At 71.7% G+C, this 17,244-nt stretch carries 18 protein-coding genes and 1 tRNA gene; 9 read left to right on the top strand and 10 right to left on the bottom strand.

The window, feature by feature from the left end; genetic code table 11:
• Positions 1-50 precede the first annotated feature (50 nt).
• Entirely contained in the window at positions 51-1,328 is a 1,278-nt protein-coding gene (locus ACWIF2_RS04550) for a hypothetical protein (protein ID WP_454358562.1), read from the top strand.
• Positions 1,329-1,481: 153 nt separating this feature from the next.
• Entirely contained in the window at positions 1,482-2,636 is a 1,155-nt protein-coding gene (locus ACWIF2_RS04545; RefSeq protein WP_454358561.1) for an amidase domain-containing protein, read from the top strand.
• 19 nt (positions 2,637-2,655) lie between these two features.
• Here the strand turns inward: ACWIF2_RS04545 and ACWIF2_RS04540 are convergent, their stop codons facing one another.
• The gene (locus tag ACWIF2_RS04540; protein ID WP_454358560.1) at positions 2,656-4,071 is read right to left on the bottom strand and encodes a hypothetical protein; all 1,416 of its coding nucleotides are present in this window, start codon (positions 4,069-4,071) and stop codon (positions 2,656-2,658) included.
• A 74-nt stretch (positions 4,072-4,145) separates the two neighbouring features.
• A complete protein-coding gene (locus ACWIF2_RS04535; protein WP_454358559.1) occupies positions 4,146-4,943 on the bottom strand; it encodes a DUF4097 family beta strand repeat-containing protein in 798 nt (265 codons plus the stop codon).
• Between the two features lie 201 nt (positions 4,944-5,144).
• Here ACWIF2_RS04535 and ACWIF2_RS04530 point away from each other — a divergent pair.
• Positions 5,145-5,216 (top strand) — tRNA-Val (locus tag ACWIF2_RS04530).
• A gap of 65 nt (positions 5,217-5,281) precedes the next feature.
• Here the strand turns inward: ACWIF2_RS04530 and ACWIF2_RS04525 are convergent.
• Positions 5,282-5,836 (bottom strand): hypothetical protein, encoded by a 555-nt coding sequence (locus ACWIF2_RS04525; RefSeq protein ID WP_454358558.1) that lies wholly within the window; start codon positions 5,834-5,836, stop codon positions 5,282-5,284.
• 120 nt (positions 5,837-5,956) lie between these two features.
• Between ACWIF2_RS04525 and ACWIF2_RS04520 the strand changes: the two genes are divergently transcribed.
• Both ACWIF2_RS04520 and ACWIF2_RS04515 read left to right on the top strand, forming a co-directional pair.
• On the top strand, positions 5,957-6,355 hold the full coding sequence (locus tag ACWIF2_RS04520; protein WP_454358557.1) for a DUF6153 family protein: 399 nt from the start codon (positions 5,957-5,959) through the stop codon (positions 6,353-6,355).
• Between the two features lie 102 nt (positions 6,356-6,457).
• Positions 6,458-7,123 (top strand): DUF305 domain-containing protein, encoded by a 666-nt coding sequence (locus tag ACWIF2_RS04515; protein WP_454358556.1) that lies wholly within the window; start codon positions 6,458-6,460, stop codon positions 7,121-7,123.
• An 11-nt stretch (positions 7,124-7,134) separates the two neighbouring features.
• On the opposite strand, the gene ACWIF2_RS04510 is transcribed toward ACWIF2_RS04515, so the two are convergent.
• Positions 7,135-7,488, bottom strand: coding sequence for a hypothetical protein (locus ACWIF2_RS04510; RefSeq protein ID WP_454358555.1), 354 nt, complete (start codon positions 7,486-7,488; stop codon positions 7,135-7,137).
• 51 nt (positions 7,489-7,539) lie between these two features.
• Positions 7,540-8,445 (bottom strand): ketopantoate reductase family protein, encoded by a 906-nt coding sequence (locus ACWIF2_RS04505; protein WP_454358554.1) that lies wholly within the window; start codon positions 8,443-8,445, stop codon positions 7,540-7,542.
• 102 nt (positions 8,446-8,547) lie between these two features.
• Between ACWIF2_RS04505 and ACWIF2_RS04500 the strand changes: the two genes are divergently transcribed.
• A complete protein-coding gene (locus ACWIF2_RS04500) occupies positions 8,548-8,778 on the top strand; it encodes a DUF2277 domain-containing protein (protein WP_454358553.1) in 231 nt (76 codons plus the stop codon).
• Positions 8,779-8,828: 50 nt separating this feature from the next.
• Here ACWIF2_RS04500 and ACWIF2_RS04495 read toward each other — a convergent pair whose 3' ends face one another.
• A complete protein-coding gene (locus ACWIF2_RS04495; RefSeq protein ID WP_454358552.1) occupies positions 8,829-9,434 on the bottom strand; it encodes a DedA family protein in 606 nt (201 codons plus the stop codon).
• Positions 9,435-9,664: 230 nt separating this feature from the next.
• Between ACWIF2_RS04495 and ACWIF2_RS04490 the strand changes: the two genes are divergently transcribed.
• Positions 9,665-10,213, top strand: coding sequence for a superoxide dismutase family protein (locus ACWIF2_RS04490; protein WP_454358550.1), 549 nt, complete (start codon positions 9,665-9,667; stop codon positions 10,211-10,213).
• A 79-nt stretch (positions 10,214-10,292) separates the two neighbouring features.
• Here the strand turns inward: ACWIF2_RS04490 and ACWIF2_RS04485 are convergent, their stop codons facing one another.
• The 4 genes from ACWIF2_RS04485 to ACWIF2_RS04470 all read right to left on the bottom strand — a co-directional run bounded on the left by ACWIF2_RS04485 (position 10,293) and on the right by ACWIF2_RS04470 (position 15,311).
• Positions 10,293-10,745 (bottom strand): DoxX family protein, encoded by a 453-nt coding sequence (locus ACWIF2_RS04485; protein ID WP_454358548.1) that lies wholly within the window; start codon positions 10,743-10,745, stop codon positions 10,293-10,295.
• Between the two features lie 80 nt (positions 10,746-10,825).
• Positions 10,826-12,763 carry an FAD/NAD(P)-binding protein gene (locus tag ACWIF2_RS04480; protein ID WP_454358547.1) on the bottom strand — a complete coding sequence of 646 codons (1,938 nt, stop codon included), beginning with the start codon at positions 12,761-12,763 and terminating at the stop codon, positions 10,826-10,828.
• Positions 12,764-12,948: 185 nt separating this feature from the next.
• The gene (locus ACWIF2_RS04475; RefSeq protein ID WP_454358546.1) at positions 12,949-14,586 is read right to left on the bottom strand and encodes an alkaline phosphatase D family protein; all 1,638 of its coding nucleotides are present in this window, start codon (positions 14,584-14,586) and stop codon (positions 12,949-12,951) included.
• A gap of 80 nt (positions 14,587-14,666) precedes the next feature.
• Positions 14,667-15,311 (bottom strand): HNH endonuclease family protein, encoded by a 645-nt coding sequence (locus ACWIF2_RS04470; protein ID WP_454358545.1) that lies wholly within the window; start codon positions 15,309-15,311, stop codon positions 14,667-14,669.
• Between the two features lie 388 nt (positions 15,312-15,699).
• On the opposite strand from ACWIF2_RS04470, the gene ACWIF2_RS04465 reads away from it, so the two are divergent.
• Together ACWIF2_RS04465 and ACWIF2_RS04460 are read left to right on the top strand one after the other, a co-directional pair.
• Complete coding sequence (locus ACWIF2_RS04465; protein ID WP_454358544.1) at positions 15,700-16,281, top strand: TMEM165/GDT1 family protein; 582 nt, start codon at positions 15,700-15,702, stop codon at positions 16,279-16,281.
• Positions 16,282-16,577: 296 nt separating this feature from the next.
• Positions 16,578-17,237 (top strand): HAD-IA family hydrolase, encoded by a 660-nt coding sequence (locus tag ACWIF2_RS04460; RefSeq protein WP_454358543.1) that lies wholly within the window; start codon positions 16,578-16,580, stop codon positions 17,235-17,237.
• Positions 17,238-17,244: the final 7 nt, after the last annotated feature.

The raw sequence follows: 17,244 nt of genomic DNA, 5'->3' as shown, positions 1-17,244 counted from the left end.
GCCCGGCACCACCGCAACACCCCCCACCCCCCTCGCAGAATGAGCCGCGCATGAAGTCACCGTCCGGCCGCCGCCGCCGACCCCGCGCACCCCGACGCACCACACCCCCGGGAATACTGACCCTGGCGGCCCTGCTCGTCGTCGCGTCCCTGGTCGGGGGCTATCTGGTCCTCGCCCGCTCCGACACCACCACCCCGACCGCCTCCTCCGGCGGCCGCAAGGACGCCCCCGCGAGGCCGGACCAGGAACCCCGGTGGGACGGCCGGACCAAGGTCCTCGGGGACGGCTCCACCTCCTACACCGGCCCGCAGAAGGGGCAGTTGAAGCCGGAGCCGCTGGCACCGGGCGAGGAGCCGCCCCAGTTCGTGGTCTTCTCCTGGGACGGCGCGCTGCAGGGCGACGACGGGCTCTTCTCGCACTACCGGGAGCTGGCCGAGGAGTACGACGCCCACATGACCTTCTTCCTCACGGGCATCTACCTGCTGCCCAAGAGCAAGAAAGACCTGTACTCCCCGCCTCAGCACTCCAAGGGCTCGGCGGCGATCAGCTTCGCCACCGACGAGCACATCCGCACCACGGTGGAGGAGCTCGGCAAGGCGTGGCAGGGCGGGAACGAGATCGGCACCCACTTCAACGGCCACTTCTGCGGCAAGAAGGGCGGCGGCGACTGGAGCGTCGCGGAGTGGAAGAGCGAGATCGACCAGTTCTACGCGTTCGTCGAGAAGTGGAAGACCAACACCGGCCTCCAGGAAACCGACCCGCTGCCGTTCGACATCAGGAAGGAGGTCACCGGCGGCCGTGCGCCCTGCCTGGAGGGCCAGAAGAACCTGCTGAAGGCCGCCGAGGGCTATCACTGGCGCTACGACGCCAGCTCCGCGGGCGACTTCCAGATATGGCCCGTCAAGAAGAACGGCATCTGGGACTTCCCGCTGCAGATGCTCCCGTACGAGGGCGGCAAGTACCAGGGCCTGTCGATGGACTTCAACTTCCTCTACAACCAGTCCGAGGGCGAGACCGAGGGCGACCCGGCGAAGTACCCCGAGTGGGAAGAGCAGACCGTCGCCTCCTACATGTCCGGCTTCAACCGCGTGTACTACGGCAGCCGGGCCCCGCTGTTCATCGGCAACCACTTCGAGGACTGGAACGGCGGCATCTACATGAGGGCCGTCGACGAGGTCATCAAGAGCGTGTGCACGAAGAAGGACGTCAAGTGCGTGTCCTTCAGGGAGCTGGCCGACTGGCTCGACGTGCAGAAGCCCGAGACGCTGCGGCGGCTGCGCGGCCTGGACCCGGCGCAGTCGCCTGACTGGTCGACCGTCGTGAAGTGAGTCGTGAAGTGAGTCGTGAAGTGAGTCGTGAAGCGGCCGTGAAGCAACAGGAGCAACCCTCTTCACAATAACCACACACGTCATGCGAAGATCTCGTACCCCGGCAACCCCTGGCCGGGGCAAGAGGGGAAAACACCAGTGAAATCAAGGAAGTTGAACGGGGCCCGGCGCCGCGCCACGATACTCGGGGCCGCGGCGACCTCGGTCGTCGCCGGAGTCGCCCTGCTGCCCAACTGGAGCGCCGGCGCGGCGGTCCTGGACGACCCGTCGGTGGACGCGCGCACCAAGGCCACCTTCCAACGGCTCGCGGACGCGGTCTTCACCGATCGCACCAACGCCCTGGTCGACGGCGGGCAGACAGATCAGGACAAGCCGCTGACCGACGGCTTCTCCGGTGACGTCAAGCTGTCCTCCGGTACGGCCCGCTCCGAGGACGCCACCCTGTCCGCGCTGGAGCAGCGCAAGGAGAGCCTGGCGAAGGCGGGCGAGAAGTACGGCAAGGCCCGCACCACCGTCACCCTGGACGCCACGCGGGTGACGGGCCGTACGGCAATGGCGGCGGTCACCGAGACCACGACCCTGACCTACGCCCAGGCCCGTGGTGACGCGCCGAAGACCACCGGCTTCCAGGCCCGGCACGAGCTGACCTTCAAGGCCGACCGGCAGGGCGACTGGCAGCTGACCGGCATCCGCGACACCGACCAGGGCGGTCTCGCGGTGAACACGCTCTCCAAGCCGGCCCCCGTCAAGGCGACAGCCGCCGACGACACCATGCCGAACGCCCCGCGCGCGGCGACCACCCGCAACCCGGCCGCCGTCCCGAAGACCGGCACGACGTACGACTACAAGGCCATGGCGGCCTACGCCGAGAAGCACTGGAACGTCTACAACAAGGACTACCCGGACTTCAGCGGCCGCGGCGCCGGCGGTGACTGCACCAACTTCGTCAGCCAGGCCCTGAAGGCGGGCGGCTGGAAGCACGCACCCGGCTACGTGTACGACTACACCAAGTGGTTCGGCAACGCCGACATCCAGTCGCACTCGTTCATCGGCGTCAACGAGTGGTCCTGGTTCGCCCAGAACTCCAAGCGGACCAAGCCGCTCGCCAACGTCTACCAGCTCGAGGTCGGTGACGTCCTCCAGATGGACTTCGACCGGGACGGGTCCAAGGACCACACGATGATCGTCACGTCCAAGAGCGGCGGCGTGCCCTACGTGACGTACCACTCCACCAACACCCTCCGCAGGTCGGTGGCGAGCCTCGTCGCGTCGGACCCGAACGCGTACTACTACGCCTACCGCACCTGAGAACGGGCGAGGGCCGGGCTCAGTGCCCGGTCCCTCGCTCCTCGCGGATCCGGCCCACCACCCGGGCCGCCGCCTGCCGGATCGCCTCCGTCTCCGTGAGGAAGTGCCAGTAGTCGGGGTGGCGCCCGTCGAGGGTGGCGACGGCGCGGTCCAGGCGGGCCACGGCGTCGTCCAGGGGGCGGGCGTCCTGCGGGTCGGGGGTGTGGCGGCCGGCCATGGCGAGGCGCTGGGCGTCGCGGATGGCGAAGCGGGTGCGCTCGATCTCCTGCTGGGGGTCCTTCTGGACCGCGTTGAGGCGGTGCAGGCGGTCGCCGGCGGCCGAGACGGCCTCGTCGGTGCTGTTCAGCAGGGCTCGTACGGTCGACAGCAGGGCCGTGGCGTCGGCCCAGCGCTGCTCGGCACGGGCGGAGCGGGCCTCGGCCAGCTTGGTCTCGGCCTGGCGGACGTGCTCGGCGGCGTCGTCGGGGACGCGCTGGAGGTCCTGCCAGCAGGCCGCGGTGAAGCGGCGGCGGAGTTCGCTCAGGATCGGGTCCACCTGCTCGGAGCGGGTGGTGAGGGCCTGGGCGCGGGTGCGCAGGGAGACGAGCCGGTGGTCGATCTCGGCGGCGCGGTCCGGCAGCCGCTCGGCCTCCACCCGGATCGCCTCGGCCTCGCGGGTGACCCGCTCGGCCCGCTCCAGGGTCTCCGGCACGCCGTGCCGGCCGGCGCCCTGGTTCAGCTTGGTCAGCTCCGGGGAGAGGGTGGCGAGACGGGCGGCGAGGTCGTCCGCCTTCAGGTTCGACGCTCGTACCGAGTCGAGGGCGTTCGAGGCGCCGAGCAGGGCCTGGCGGGCGCGTTCCACGGCGGGTGCGAGGCGGGCCAGCTGGGTCTCGGCCTTGCCGAGCAGCGGGCCGAGGCCGTCGGTGAACCGGTCCAGCTCCTGCTTGACCCGGCCCAGTTCCTCCTTGGCGGCGGTCAGCTCGGCGCGGGCACGGGAGGCGGCCGAGGCCTCCAGGTCGTCGCGGTCGAGATCATGGGCGTCGACGGCGTTGATGTACCGGTGGCTGACCTCGTCGATGCGTCTGCCGAGGGCGTCGAAATCGGCGACGGCCCGCCGGGCGGCGGGGGAGTCGTCGACAGCGGTGATCGTCTCTATCGAGATGCGCAGGTCGCGCTGGGCGGTGTCCAGCTCGTAGAAGGCGGCCGCCGCGGCGTCCTTCGCGGCCTGGGCCTCGGCCCGCTGGTTCTCGGCGCGGCCTCCGAACCAGCGCCGGGTGCCACCGCCCGCGAAGGCGGCGGGCAGCGCCAGCGCGGCCACCAGCGGCAGCGCCATCAGGGTGAGCGCGTCCCGGAGCGGACCGCCCGGGGTGCGGGGGACGGGGTGGCGGATGGCGCGGCGCGGGCTGTGCGCGCGCGGCACCGACGGCGAATCCGGCTGCCCTGGTGTCGCCGTCACATCCCTCTCCCGTGCTGTGGTCCGCCCTGCCCGGTGTCATTCTCCCACCGGTAGAGGACGAACACACGGGCCGGTCAGTTCGCCGTTCGGACCGTCACTTTGCCGTCGCCGGTCCGGGCGGACACCACATGGCGGCTGCTCTCGTCCCGGGGCACGGACACATCCACGCCGCCGTCGCCGGTCTCGGTGGTCACGCGGTACCTCGCCTCGGGCAGCGCGATGGTCACGGAACCGTCGCCGCTGCGGGACTCCACACGGTCCGGTACGACGCCGAGTTCGAGGCGGGCCGAGCCGTCGCCGGTGCGGGTGCGGACGTCACGGGAGGAGACCTCAGCGCGGATGGATCCGTCGCCGGTGCGCAGCTCCAGGGGCCCGGTGGTGTCGGTGACGCGGACGGAGCCGTCGCCCGTACGAATGCTCAGCGGGTCCCGGAAGCCCCGGGCGCGCACGCTGCCGTCGCCGTCCTCGACCTTCACTTCGATGCCCCTGGGCACCTCGATCCGGTGCTTGGCCGCGCAGTCCGCTACGACGCCGGAGCACTTCAGCCGCAGCACCAGCCGGTCGTCCCGCATCGACCAGGTGACCTTGGGCTCCTTGCCGACGACGACCGAGCCCTGGAACCACCGGGTGACCCCGATCTCGCCCTCCGGGTTCCGGTCGGCGGCGACGATCTCCAGGGCGGAGTCGTCGCTGTCGACGGTCAGGGTGCCGCCCTGGAGGTCGAAGGACCGGTGGTCGGGTTCCGTGTCGTCCCCGGCGGACGCCCCGCAGGCGCTGAGCCCGGCGACGAGGACGGCCACGGCACCGGCGACGGCGATCGCGCGTGCGGCAGCGGTGCGGGTGGTGCCGGTGGTACGGATGGTGCGGGCCATGACGATCTCCCCCTGAGCGGACGACGGGCGCTCCTTGAGCGCTCTACGACCGTATGGATCCGGGGCCCGCCGGGGGATCCGGGCCACTCCCGGATCCGAAGGGGGGATAACCCCCGGCCCGCCCCACGGAAACGGGATTGCCGGTCCGCGCCCCGGGCAATGTAGGCTGTCGACTCGTCCTGGGCGTCCGGCCCGGGAGCCGGGTGCGTAGCTCAGGGGTAGAGCGCCTGCCTTACAAGCAGGATGTCGGCGGTTCGAAACCGTCCGCGCCCACAGATTGCGAGCAGCACATCAGATGCCTTCCGGGAAGATTTCCGGAAGGCATCTTTCGTGTGGGGTCAGTAATTCGCGTTGGCCAGCAGTTCGCCGTCCTTGTCGTAGACCGTCACGAGGCCGTTCTCGGACTCGTAGCAGGACGTGAACGCGGAGGCGATGAGCTTGCCCTCGCCCTGGTGCGGGCCCACGATGCCGCCGGTGTAGTCGGTGAAGACCTCTGCCGAGTCGAGGATGTCGTTGCGCTTGTCCGCGCCGGTCACCTTGGTGACGTGCTCGACCGCGGCCTTCTCGGTGTCCGTGCCGTTCTTGGCGACGCAGCTCCGGAACTGCTCGGCCTGGGACTTCTCGTCGGCCGGCTCGGCCCCGCTGTCCCCGCCGCCCCCGGGCTTGCCGTCGGCGGCGACCGCCTTGTCCTTTTTCGAGGTGTCCTTGCTCTCGCTGCTTCCGCCGCCCGTGGCGACGGCGACGATGACGAAGAGGGCGACGATGCCCGCGCACCCGAGGCCCGCGATCTTGCCGGCGCTGCGCTTCTTCGGCGGCTGGGGTGCCGGGGCGCCGAACCCCGGCTGCTGGGGCGGGTAGGGCTGGTTCTGCTGCTGCGGGTACTGCTGGCTCATGGTTTCCCCTCGGGGTCATTCGTGTCGTGCGGTGCATGACCTGGGGAGAGGCAGCGCGGTTGCAGACGGCTGGCCGAGTTAGCCCGATCGGGGTACGAGCAGTCGAACGCCTTCTCTACGATGGGCGCCGTGAACAGTCCCGTCCAGCGTGCCCCGCGATCCGTCGTCCGGCGGTGGCGTGTGCTGTGTGTGCTGGGGCTGTTGGCGGGGTTGCTGGGGATGCACGGGCTGGCGCCCGGGGGTGCTGTCCCTCAGGGGACGCACGTGTCGGACAGTCACGCACCTCAGACGCACTCCCAGGCCACGCCCTACGCGCACTGCGGTGGCGGGTCCGTCCATCATGCCGACGCGACCTGTGCGTCGGGGGCGCTGAGTGGTGGGCCGGTGTTGCCCCCGCTGGTTCCCGACCCGGTCCCCGGGGGCGTAGCGGCGGACGTCGTACGGGCGTTCGCGGGCGGGGAAGCGGAAGGCGCGCGTGCCCCGCCCTCCCTCGCCGAACTCCAGCTTCTGCGGATTTAGACACCGCGTACGCATCGCGCCGGGGGCCAACGCCCTTGCCGGTGTGGTGCGTCGACGTGTCCGAATCCCATTCCCTCTCCTTGCAGAAGCAGGAGTTCACGCATGAACAGCACGTACAGCATCCGTAATCTGACGCGCCGGGCCGCCCTCGTGGCGGCGGCCGGTGCCGCGACGTTCGTCCTCGCCGCGTGCGGCGGCGACGGTGGCGACAACAGCGGCAGCGGGCACGACGCGCACGCCTCCGCCTCCGCCTCCGAGTCCGCCGGCGCCGAGGCCACGAGCGGAGCCCACAACGCCCAGGACGTGTCCTTCGCGCAGGGCATGATCCCGCACCACCGGCAGGCGCTGGAGATGGCGCGGCTGGCCGACGGCCGGGCCGTCTCCGGTGCGGTCAAGGACCTGGCGGCGCGGGTCGAGAAGGCCCAGGACCCGGAGATCAGGACCATGACCGGCTGGCTGAAGCAGTGGGGTGAGGACGCCCCCGGGGCCGGAAAGGACATGGGCCACTCGGCCTCCGGCCACTCCGGCATGCCCGGGATGATGGGCGGCGAGGACATGGCCGGCCTGGAGAAGCTGACGGGCAAGGCCTTCGACACGCAGTTCCTGACCCTGATGGTCGAGCACCACGAGGGTGCCGTGGAGATGGCCGCCGTAGAGAAGAGCAAGGGCCGGTACAGCCCCGCCAAGGCCATGGCCGGTGACATCGTCACCGCGCAGAACGCCGAGATCCGCGAGATGAACAAGCTCCTGGGCAAGAGCCGCGGCTGACGCCCCCGCGGCTACGAGGCTCCGTCGGTCTCCTCCGGCGGAGCCTCGTGCGCGTGCTTCAGCTGGGAACGGGCCGTCACCCGCTCGGGGCCGGTGAGTTCGGACCAGTAGCGGTGGGTGCTGACGAACACCGCGAGTTCGTGCTCGCGCCTTCGGAGCTTCTCCACCTCGGCCTGTTCGTCGGCGCTCCAGCCGGGGGAGGCGGGGCGCTCGACCTTGCGCCAGCCGTTGTCGTCGCTGAAGCCGTCCACCGGCTCCACCGACCAGGGCAGCCGCTTCAGCAGGACCGACAGCTCGGCGCGGACCTGATGGAGTTCCTCCTGACCGGCGAGGAGGTCACTCGGAAAGTCATAGGTCGTAGCCACGCCCCAATGATACGCCTGTTCGAATTTGAGTGGCGAGTCTCTTCCTGGGGTTCACGCGAACGTGTGTTCCCTCTCCAGTTCTCCCACCACCCGCGCAGTCACCGGAGCCGGAACGCCGTGCCGCTCGGCCGCGCGGAGCAACGCACCGCCGATGGCGTCCAGTTCGAGAGGACGGCCCGCCTCGGCGTCGCGCTGCATCGAAGACCTCGTCCGCGGCGGGAAGGCGTCGTAGCGGGCGAGGGCCTGGGCCGGGTCGGCCGGGCCGCCGCACGCGCGGCTGATCGCGGCCGTCTCCTCCACCAGCGCCGTCAGTTCATCGCGGTGGCGGGTGCGGATCTCACCGAGGGGGAGGGCGTGGACGGTTGTGAGCAGGGCGAACGGGGCCAGGAACGACATCTTCGCCCACAGGGCCGCCGTCTCGTCGTCCTGGACGCGGGTGGTCGGCCCGGCGGCGGTGAGGGCCTCGGCGAGGGTGTCGAGGCGGGCGCGGGGCACCGCCGTACCGGTCAGGTCGATCTCGGCGAAGGGGCTGCCGTGTTCGATGACGCCCGGGGCGGTCCGGGTCGACTCGACGCGGATGACGCCCGGGGCGACGAGGTCGGGACGGTAGCGGGCACGCAGGGTCGCCGGGTGTTCGACGCCGTTCAGGAACGGCACGACGAGGCCGTCGGCGAGCGCGGGTGCGGGGACGCGCGCCAGGGCGGCGTCGAGGGCGGTGTGCTTGACGGTTACGAAGCACGCGTCGACCGGTTCACGCAGGAGCGTGTCGGCCTCTACCGGGGCCGTGAAGTCGCCGAAGTGTGTGCTGCGGATCCGGATGCCGTCCGTGCGCAGGGTCCGGGCCGTCTCCTCGCCGGACAGGCAGATCACCCGGTGGCCGGTGCGGGAGAGCAGCGCGGCGAGCAGGCCGCCCACGCCGCCGGGGCCCAATACGGCCACGGTGAGTTCGTTCCCCATGTCGGGTTCCTCTCATCGGTCGGCCCCACAGTGGTGGCCGCCTCGCGGAGATCATGGCAGGAGTCGCTGTCGTACGGGGGCCGAAAGGGTGAGACTGGGGGCATGTGCCGGAGTATCAAGACGCTTCGTCCCCCTGCGATGGCCGAGGAGGCCACGGCGGACGACATTCGGGCTGCCGCGTTGCAGTACGTGCGGAAGGTTTCGGGATTCCGGGCCCCCGCCGCTCACAACCAGGAGGTGTTCGACCGCGCCGTGGAGGCCGTCGCGCAGGCCACGGAGGAGTTGCTGGACGGGCTGGAGATCCGGGGAGCCGCCGCTCGCCGAGCGAGCTGAGGTCCAGCCATCACGGCAGGGCTCCTACGACGCCCGCGGACCCGCGAGGCCTACGACGCCTCCGACGCCCGCGGCTCCCTGCGCATGACGTAAGCCGCCCCCGCCCCCGCCCCGAACAGCGCCCCCACTGACACCGCAGTCGCCAGCCAGCTCGCGCCCAGCCAGTGCGCGCCGAACCAGCCGAGGGCGACGCTGTACGCGGCCCACGTCAGGCCGGCCAGGGCCGACCAGGGGAGGAAGTCGCGGGCGCGGCGGTGGGCGGCGCCCGCGCCGAGGGAGACGACCGAGCGGCCCGCGGGGGCGAAGCGCGCGAGGACGACGAGCGCGCCGCCGCCCCGCGCCAGCGCCGCGCCGAGACGTTCCTGCGCGGTGGTCAGACGCCGGGAGCGGGAGATCGCCCGGTCCAGCCGGGCGCCGCCGCGCCAGGCGAGGCGATAGGCGACCAGGTCACCGAGGACGGAGGCGGTGGCCGCGCAGAGGGTCAGCGCCAGGATGTCGGGCACATCGGTCGCCGAGCCCGCGGCCGCCGCCGTGGCCACCGTGATCACCAGGACGCCGCTGGGCAGCACCGGCAGAAACACGTCGAGCAGGATGGACAGGGCCACCACCGCGTAGATCCATGGGCTGCCGATCAGCGACCCCAAATGCTCCAGCACCGTGACTCCCCGTGAATCCCCCGTGGGCCAGACCGTGCCGCGATGTCGCGCGGGGAGCGGCGGGAATGGCCATGACAGCCATACAGCGTACGCCTGGGGTGTGACGGTCCGTTCACGGGGTTCGCTCCCGGTTGTCACCCGGCTGCCATCTCCCGGAGGGCGGCGGGCGCGGGTGTCCCGTAGCAACGGAAGGGGCTGCATCAGACACAAGGCGAGGAACGGTACACATCATGCTGGCAGGGATATGCGCGAGCGCCGTCGCGGCCACTTTGTTCGCCGGTGGTCCGGGCGGTGTCGAGGCTGTCGAGAGTCACTCGGTGCGGGCGGAGGCCCGGTTCACCGTGCCCGGGGCAGCGGACCGGTCGGCGGCGCTGACGTACGACAGGAGCCTCGTGCCGGTGGGCTCGTGGATCGAGGTCCGCCAGCACACCGCACCCGGCGGCGCGACGACCGTACGGCTGAAGGTGGCCGGCATGAAGCCCGGGCACGCGTACGGCGTCCATGTGCATCAGAAGCCGTGCGGCGCCGACCCGGAGGCCGCCGGCGGGCACTACCAGCACCGGCCGTCGAGCGATCCGCACCATGTCAGCCCGGAGAACGAGGTCTGGCTGGACTTCACGGCCGACCGGCGCGGCGCGGGCGCGGCCAGTGCCCGGCACAGCTGGGGCTTCCGGCCGGGCGAGGCGTCCTCGGTCGTGATCCACGACGTGCCGGGCGGCGCGGGGGAGCGGGCGGCCTGTTTCACGGTGCCGTTCGAGCCGGTGGACAGGGACGAGTAGGCGACGCGCCGCAGGGCAGCAGAACGGCGCCTCCCCGAAGCGGGGAAGGCGCCGTCCTCCGTGGTGGTGTCCGGGCGGCTCAGGCGGTCACCGGCGTCTGCTCCGTGGAGCGCTGCCCCTGAGCGGAGGTGCGCCGCGCCAGCAGCCGGTCCACGCCGAACGCGCCGGAGCCGGTGAAGATCAGCAGGAACATGGCCCAGCAGTACATGGCCGCGCCCTCGCCGCTGTTCTCGATCGGCCACAGGCCCTGGGGCTGGTGGACCTTGAAGTACGCGTAGGCCATCGCGCCGGACGATATGAAGGCCGCAGCGCGGGTGCCCAGGCCCAGCAGGACCAGGATGCCGCCGACGAGTTCGATGACGGCCGCGTACCAGTTCGGCCAGGCGCCGGTCGCCGCGGTGCCGCCCTTGCCGTCCACACCTCCGAGGACGCCGAAGAGCGCGACGGCGCCGTGGCAGGAGAACAGCAGGCCGATGACGATCCGGAACAGCCCGAGAGCGTACGGCTGGGCGCCGTTGAGGCGTTCGGTCATGTGGGGGACTCCTTCGGGCGGCCGGCCAGGGCAAGGCCGGTCGGGGGACAGAACCGATGAGTAGCCCACGTTAGGTGTGCCTAATTGATGCTTGCAAGTTCAACATTTGGCCACTGGTTTACCTCTGTTTGGGTGTCGCTTCTGGTCGCAACCGCACGTAGAGCGGCTCTGGCGACCGCGTCCGCGTCCGAAAGCGTGACCGAATCCACACCCGGGCGGGCCCCCGCGGCGGTCACCCAGTGCACACCTTCCGTCGGCACGCCGAACGCGAACCGCCTTGTGTGTACAACACCTTGACGATCCATCAGACGATACGGGCGTGGGGTGACGTCCAATCCGCCTGTCTCGTAACCGTCGGCGGTGTGCGGGCGGCACTGGCCCGTCCGTAGCAGCTCGGCGAGGAGCCCGTCGGCCGTGCTCCGCAAGTCGGCCTCCGGCAGACGGGCCTCTATGAGGGTTGTCACACGGACGGCCGAGCCCGGCACCTCGGGTGAGTGCGCCACCCAGGCCCCGTCCTCCTCCGTCACCTCCAGGCGCGGCCCGAGCACCCGCACCACACCCGCCTCCATCAGGGCCGCCAGTTCCTCGATACGGCGCCGGGGCGGGCCGATGGACAGGAAGGCGTTGAGCGGGGTGTACCAGCGGTCCAGATGGTCCCGGCGGGAGGCGCCGGCGAGGCCCCCGTGGTCGACGATCAGCCGGAGTTCGTTGCGCAGGTCGCGCAGCACGTCGAGGGCCGCCTTCAGCGGGCCCCGGACATTGCCCAGGGCGGCCTGCGCGGCGTCCTCGCGCAGATACGACAGCAGCCAGTCGCGCCACTCGCCGGGGTGCGCGAAGTCCCGTCCCGCGTGCGGGCGGGACACCCGCTGCCAGCACCAGCGGTCGGCACCGGGCACGCCGAACTCGTCCAGCAGTACGGTCTCCCGGGGGTCTCCGTGCGGCACCGCCAGGAAGCGGCCGGTGAACTCCGAGCACCGTCGCTCGGCGGTTCCGGCCCGCCGCAGCAGCGCGGAGTAGTAGACCGTCTCGACCTCCTTCGCCACCAGCGGCCATATCTCCGCGAGGAAGTCGGGCGCCTCCCCGGAGTCCGCGCGCTTGCGGAAGCCCGCGATCGTCTCCGGCGTGAGGACGAGCGGGACGTGCCGGCCGTACGGCCCCTTCGCGTTGTCGCCGCGCGCCTGGTACGGGATCCCGCGCCGCGAACCGGCGTACAGCCGCGGTTCCCGGCCGGAGGGGAGATAGCGCAGGCCGCCGCCCCGGGTGTCCCGGACGAAACGGCCGCCGCGGCCGGTCGTCAACAGGGCGGTGTGGTCGAAGAAGTTGAGGCCGAGACCGCGCAGCAGGACGGGCTCGCCCGCGGCTATGGAGGTCAGGTCGACATCGGCCGGGTTGGCGGGCGGGATGTGGCGCAGTCCGTGACGGGCGGCATGGGCCGCGAGGCGCCGCCCGGCCGGGTCCGCGACCGCCGGCAGATGCCCCTGCGCCAGGACCACCGCGGACAGGCCGGTCAGGGTCCGGCCGTCGTCCAGGGTGAGGGCCTGCCGGCCGCCCGGGGTGTCGTCGAGCCGGACCGCGCGGGCCCGGTGCGTCTCCACGCGCACGTTCGGCGGCGCGTCCCGTACGGCCCTGGCGAACACCCACTCCAGATAGCGGCCGTAGTCGGCCCGGGTCGGGTACTCGTCCGGGTCCAGCGTGCCGCGCGCCCACTCGTACAGGCTGGGCCCCGGGCGGATCGGGCCCGAGCAGTCCACGCTCTCGTCGGTGAACAGGGTCACCTGGCAGGCCACGGTGTTCATCAGCAGCTCGGACGGCTGGGCGGTGCGCCAGACGCGGCCGGGTCCCGGCGGGTCCGGGTCGATCACGTGGACCGTCAGCCGGGCACCGGGAGGGAGGAGCTCCGGGGCGGAGGCGCAGAGGCGTTCCAGGACGCTGGTGCCCCGTGGCCCGGCGCCGACCAGGGCGACGGAGACCGGTGGGGGTGTCTCGGCCGGTACGGGTTCCTCGGTCGACGCAGACAAGGGTGGTACTCCCGGGCGTGTGGGGCGCGTGTCGGCGGTCCGCCGGTCGGGAAGCGGACGGTCCGCCTCATCATGCCGTCGCCGCGAGCGGGAACCGAGGTTCGTGGGGAAGGATTGACGCTAGCTGTGGGATGCGTCACTGACATCGCGGGACACGCCTGCCGCAAAGGGGTGAAACGGGTGTGTCATGGGGCAAGTTCGGAGTCCTTGAGCGTTGTCAGACGGGGGCCCGCCCCCTGACGTGCCTTGGCCTGCTCCAGCCGCAGCCGGGCCGAACGGCCGCGCAGGGTCAGGGTCATCAGCTGATTGCCGAACCAGGGGCCGCCCTTCTTGCGCCAGGTGACCGGCGGACGGGGCAGCCGGCCGTGCCGGGCCAGACCGCGTCCGAGGGTGCGCGCCACCGCCGTCCAGCCGATGCGGAAGCCCATCCGGATCGACAGCGGGACGGAGTTGTGGACGGGGGAGCAGACGAGCTGCACCACCCGGGCGTCGGGCCCCGGGCCGGGCCACGAGGGCTCGGCGATGTAGGCGTGGTGCACATCCCCGGACAGCACGCACACCGTCGCCGGCGCGTCCGGCCCCGAGCCGGCCTCGGCGATCAGCTCCGCCAGCCCGGCGAAGGACTCGGGGAACGCCGACCAGTGCTCCAGATCGGCGGCCCGCCGCACCTTCTCCCCGAACCGCGCCCAGCGCTCGCCCCGCTCGCCCCGGCACAGCGCCGCGTTCCACCCCTCGGCGTCATGCACCAGATGCGGCAGCAGCCAGGGCAGCGAGGTGCCGATGAGGAGGTGGTCGTAGGCCCCGGGGGTGTCCCGTACCTGCTCGCGCAGCCAGGCCTCCTCGCCCGGGTCGAGCATCGCGCGGCTGTCCTCGGCGAGGACGCGGGCCGCCCTGCTGTCCACCATGAGCAGGCGTACGCGCCCGAAGTCGCGCCGGTAGCTCCAGCGGGCCGTGGCCGCGTCCGCGTCGGCCCGGGCGGCGAAGGCGCGCAGTGCGTCGGTGCCGTCGGGGGTCTCGCGGACCGCCTCGTACACCGGGTCGGCCGCCAGCTCCTCCAGGGAGAGATTGCCCAGGTGCTGGTGGACCCAGTACGACATCAGACCGCTCAGCAGCCGCTCCTGCCACCAGTCGGTGGCCCGCATGTCGGTGAGCCAGGCGGCGGAGGTGTTCCAGTCGTCGATGACGTCGTGATCGTCGAAGATCATGAAACTGGGCACGGTGGACAGCAGCCAGCGGATGCGCGGGTCGAGCCAGGACTCGTAGTAGAGGTGCGTGTATTCCTCGTAGTCCGCGACCCCGTTGCCCGGCGGGTCGTTCAGGTCGCGGCGGGCCGCCAGCCAGCGCTGGGTGCCGTCGGAGGTCTCGTCGGCGTACACCTGGTCGCCGAGCAGCAGCAGGACGTCGGGCCGCTCGCCCTCCGGGTCGGCCGCGAGACGGGTGGCGAGGGCGTCCAGGGCGTCCGGGCCTACGGGGTCGTGCCCGCCCGCGGGGGGTGCCGCCCAGCGGCAGGAGCCGAAGGCGACCCGGAGGCCCTCCTCGGGGCCCGGCGTGTGGATCGCCGAGGGCGGGAAGGGGGAGCCGGGCAGCGGCCACACACGGGTGCCGTCGAGGAGGACCTCGTACGTCGTGGTCGTACCGGCGGTGAGGCCGGTCACCGGGATCAGCGCGTAGTGGTGGCCCTCGATCTGGAAGGTGCGGGCCGAGCCTCCGGCGCCGTCGGCGCAGCGCACCTCGGTGGAGCACGGACGGCTCGTCTCGACGCATACGGTCGCGGACGAGCCGTCCGTGTACCTCAGCAGTGGTCCGAGGCGCAGTCCGGCCATGGTGGTCCCCTCTCCGTCGCCCCGTACGGTACGGAACGACTGAGGTCAGCGGGGAGATCCCGGCCGGAAAATACCTGGTGTCAGCAGCTCGAGAGGTAGTTCGTCAGCGCGGACTTCTCGGCGGAGTCGACCGAGAGGCCGTAGTAGTACTTCACCTGGACCCAGGCGCGGACGTAGGTGCAGCGGTACGCCGTCCGGGAGGGCATCCAGGTGGCCGGGTCCTGGTCGCCCTTGGCCTGGTTGACGTTGTCGGTGACCGCGATGAGCTGCGGGCGGGTCAGGTCGTTGGCGAAGGACTGGCGGCGGGACGTCGTCCAGGAGTCGGCGCCGGAGTCCCAGGCCTCGGCCAGCGGGACCAGGTGGTCGATGTCGACGTCGGAGGCGGCGGACCAGGTCGCGCCGTCGTAGACGGAGTACCAGCTGCCGCTGGTGGCGGCGCAGGAGGAGTCCTGCTGGACGTTGGAGCCGTCGCGCTTGAGGACGACCTCACGGGTGTTGCAGGCGCCGGACTGGGTGATCCAGTGCGGGAAGAGGTCGCGGTCGTAGCCGGTGCGGTCCTCGGTGGCCACGGTGAGCGAGGCGAGGTAGGTGCGGGCGGTGGCCGCGCTGACGGGCGTGGGGAGGGCGGCGGAGGCGGCCGGACCGTTGATCAGTCCGGCCGAGGCTATGAGGCCGGTGAGGCCCGCGAGTATGCTGAGCCGTCGACGCGCGTAGAACTTCGGCATACGAACTCCCTTGTGGGGTGGGGGCGTTGGGCAGCGAGCGCGAGAATGCTCGCCGCACCGTGTTGCGGGGAGGTGTGCGTGCGGTGAGAAGGTAGTGACGAGTTCATGACATGACAAGGTTCAAGGCGGAACTTTTCACTCCAGGGGTGTCGCGTACCATGGACGGCGCAGAAGGGGAGTAGCTCTTCGCCGGACCGTCGACATACTGCTCAGCTCGTCTGAGCCGGCGCCCGGAGGCGGTCCTTTCACGGACCCGCCAGCGAGACCTTCGGCAAGCAGTGCACGCCCGTGCTCTTCGGCACGGGTGCCGTGTGCGCTGCCGTGCCGAGGTGTGTCGCGTGAAGGTTCAGCACTCTCGGTGGGGCAGCCCCGACCGATTGAGGAACCCTTGATCAGCCTGACCGTGACGGCCGTCGTCTTCGGCGTCGTCTTCCTCGCCGAACTGCCGGACAAGACCGCCCTCGCCGGCCTCGTCCTCGGCACCCGCTACCGCGCCTCCTACGTCTTCGCCGGTGTCGCCGCCGCCTTCGCCCTGCATGTCGTGCTCGCCGTCGCGGCGGGCAGTGTGCTGACGCTGCTGCCGCAGCAGATCGTGCAGGCGGTGACGGGTGTGCTCTTCCTTGGTGGGGCGGCGGTGCTGCTGCTGAGGAAGGGCGAGGACGAGGAAGAGGTCCGCAAGCCGGAGAACCAGTCCTTCTGGAAGGTCTCGGGCGCGGGCTTCATGCTCATCCTGGTCGCCGAGTTCGGCGATCTCACCCAGATCATGACGGCGAACCTGGCCGCCCGCTACGACGACCCGCTCTCCGTCGGCCTGGGCGCGGTGCTCGCGCTGTGGGCGGTGGCCGGGATCGGCATCGTCGGCGGAAAGGCGCTGATGAAGAAGGTGCCGCTGCGGCTGATCACGCAGATCGCGGCGCTGGTGATGCTGGCGCTCGGGGTGTGGAGCCTGTGGGAGGCCGTGACCGGGTGAGCGGGGGCTCGGTGAGTGTGGGGTCGGCGAGCCGGGGCTCGGCGAGGAGAGGTCCGGCCCACGGCTCGGGCCGGGCTCGGGCCGGGGCTCGGTTCGATTGAGCTGAACGGTCGGTGAACGTCTGCCGGGGGGTCTGGCGCGAAGCCGGGATTGTTTTGTACCGTGGGGGAACAAAGTGGCCCTCGCCCGTTTTCCCTGACCGGCGGGCGGGGCCGCCTTGTCCTCCGGGGTGCGAGGCGAACCCGCCGCCCACCCCTTCCGGCGCTGGAACCGCGCCCTGAGCCTTGGAGCAGCCGATGACGGCCACCGCCGTGCTCACCGCCCGCGCCCTCCTGCTCGACATGGACGGCACCCTCGTCAACTCCGATGCCGCGGTCGAACGCGTCTGGCGGCGCTGGGCCGAGCGGCACGGGCTCGACGGGGACGAGGTCATGAAGGTCGTCCACGGGCGCCAGGGCTACGCCTCGATGGCGCTGCTGCTGCCCGGCCGGCCGATGGAGCAGAACTACGCCGACAACGCCCGGATGCTCGCCGAGGAGACGGCGGACACCGACGGTGTCGTCGCGATCCCCGGGGCGCCGGAGTTCCTCGCCTCGCTGCGCGGGCTGCCGCACGCCCTCGTGACCTCCGCCGATGTGCCGCTCTCGACGGCCCGGATGGCCGCGGCCGGCCTCGAGCAGCCCGAGGTGCGGGTGACGGCGGAGTCCGTCGGGGCGAGCAAGCCCGACCCCGAGGGCTTCCTGAAGGGCGCCGCCGAACTGGGCGTGGCGCCCGCGGACTGTGTCGTGTTCGAGGACTCCGGAGCCGGGATCGCCGCGGGCCGCGCGGCCGGGATGACCGTGGTCGGCGTCGGCCCCCGGGCCGCGGTCCACGAGCCGGACGTGGTGGTGGACGACCTCACGCGGGTGCGCGTGGAGGCGGCCGGGGACGGGACGATCCGGCTGCACCTCGGGTAGGCGCGCT

It is taken from the genome of Streptomyces sp. NPDC055506 (genome assembly GCF_053643595.1).
Note: the sequence above shows the minus strand (reverse complement) of the source record. Positions and strands in the feature narration are given on the sequence as shown.

Bases quoted from the DNA above. Each gene is read 5' to 3' on its own strand.
- ACWIF2_RS04550 (WP_454358562.1), top strand. From the start codon at position 51: ATGAAGTCACCGTCCGGCCGCCGCCGCCGACCCCGCGCACCCCGACGC.
- ACWIF2_RS04460 (WP_454358543.1), top strand. From the start codon at position 16,578: ATGACGGCCACCGCCGTGCTCACCGCCCGCGCCCTCCTGCTCGACATG.
- ACWIF2_RS04520 (WP_454358557.1), top strand. From the start codon at position 5,957: ATGGGCGCCGTGAACAGTCCCGTCCAGCGTGCCCCGCGATCCGTCGTC.
- ACWIF2_RS04485 (WP_454358548.1), bottom strand. From the start codon at position 10,745: ATGACCGAACGCCTCAACGGCGCCCAGCCGTACGCTCTCGGGCTGTTC.
- ACWIF2_RS04490 (WP_454358550.1), top strand. From the start codon at position 9,665: ATGCTGGCAGGGATATGCGCGAGCGCCGTCGCGGCCACTTTGTTCGCC.
- ACWIF2_RS04470 (WP_454358545.1), bottom strand. From the start codon at position 15,311: ATGCCGAAGTTCTACGCGCGTCGACGGCTCAGCATACTCGCGGGCCTC.
- ACWIF2_RS04515 (WP_454358556.1), top strand. From the start codon at position 6,458: ATGAACAGCACGTACAGCATCCGTAATCTGACGCGCCGGGCCGCCCTC.
- ACWIF2_RS04475 (WP_454358546.1), bottom strand. From the start codon at position 14,586: ATGGCCGGACTGCGCCTCGGACCACTGCTGAGGTACACGGACGGCTCG.
- ACWIF2_RS04500 (WP_454358553.1), top strand. From the start codon at position 8,548: ATGTGCCGGAGTATCAAGACGCTTCGTCCCCCTGCGATGGCCGAGGAG.
- ACWIF2_RS04535 (WP_454358559.1), bottom strand. From the start codon at position 4,943: ATGGCCCGCACCATCCGTACCACCGGCACCACCCGCACCGCTGCCGCA.
- ACWIF2_RS04505 (WP_454358554.1), bottom strand. From the start codon at position 8,445: ATGGGGAACGAACTCACCGTGGCCGTATTGGGCCCCGGCGGCGTGGGC.
- ACWIF2_RS04525 (WP_454358558.1), bottom strand. From the start codon at position 5,836: ATGAGCCAGCAGTACCCGCAGCAGCAGAACCAGCCCTACCCGCCCCAG.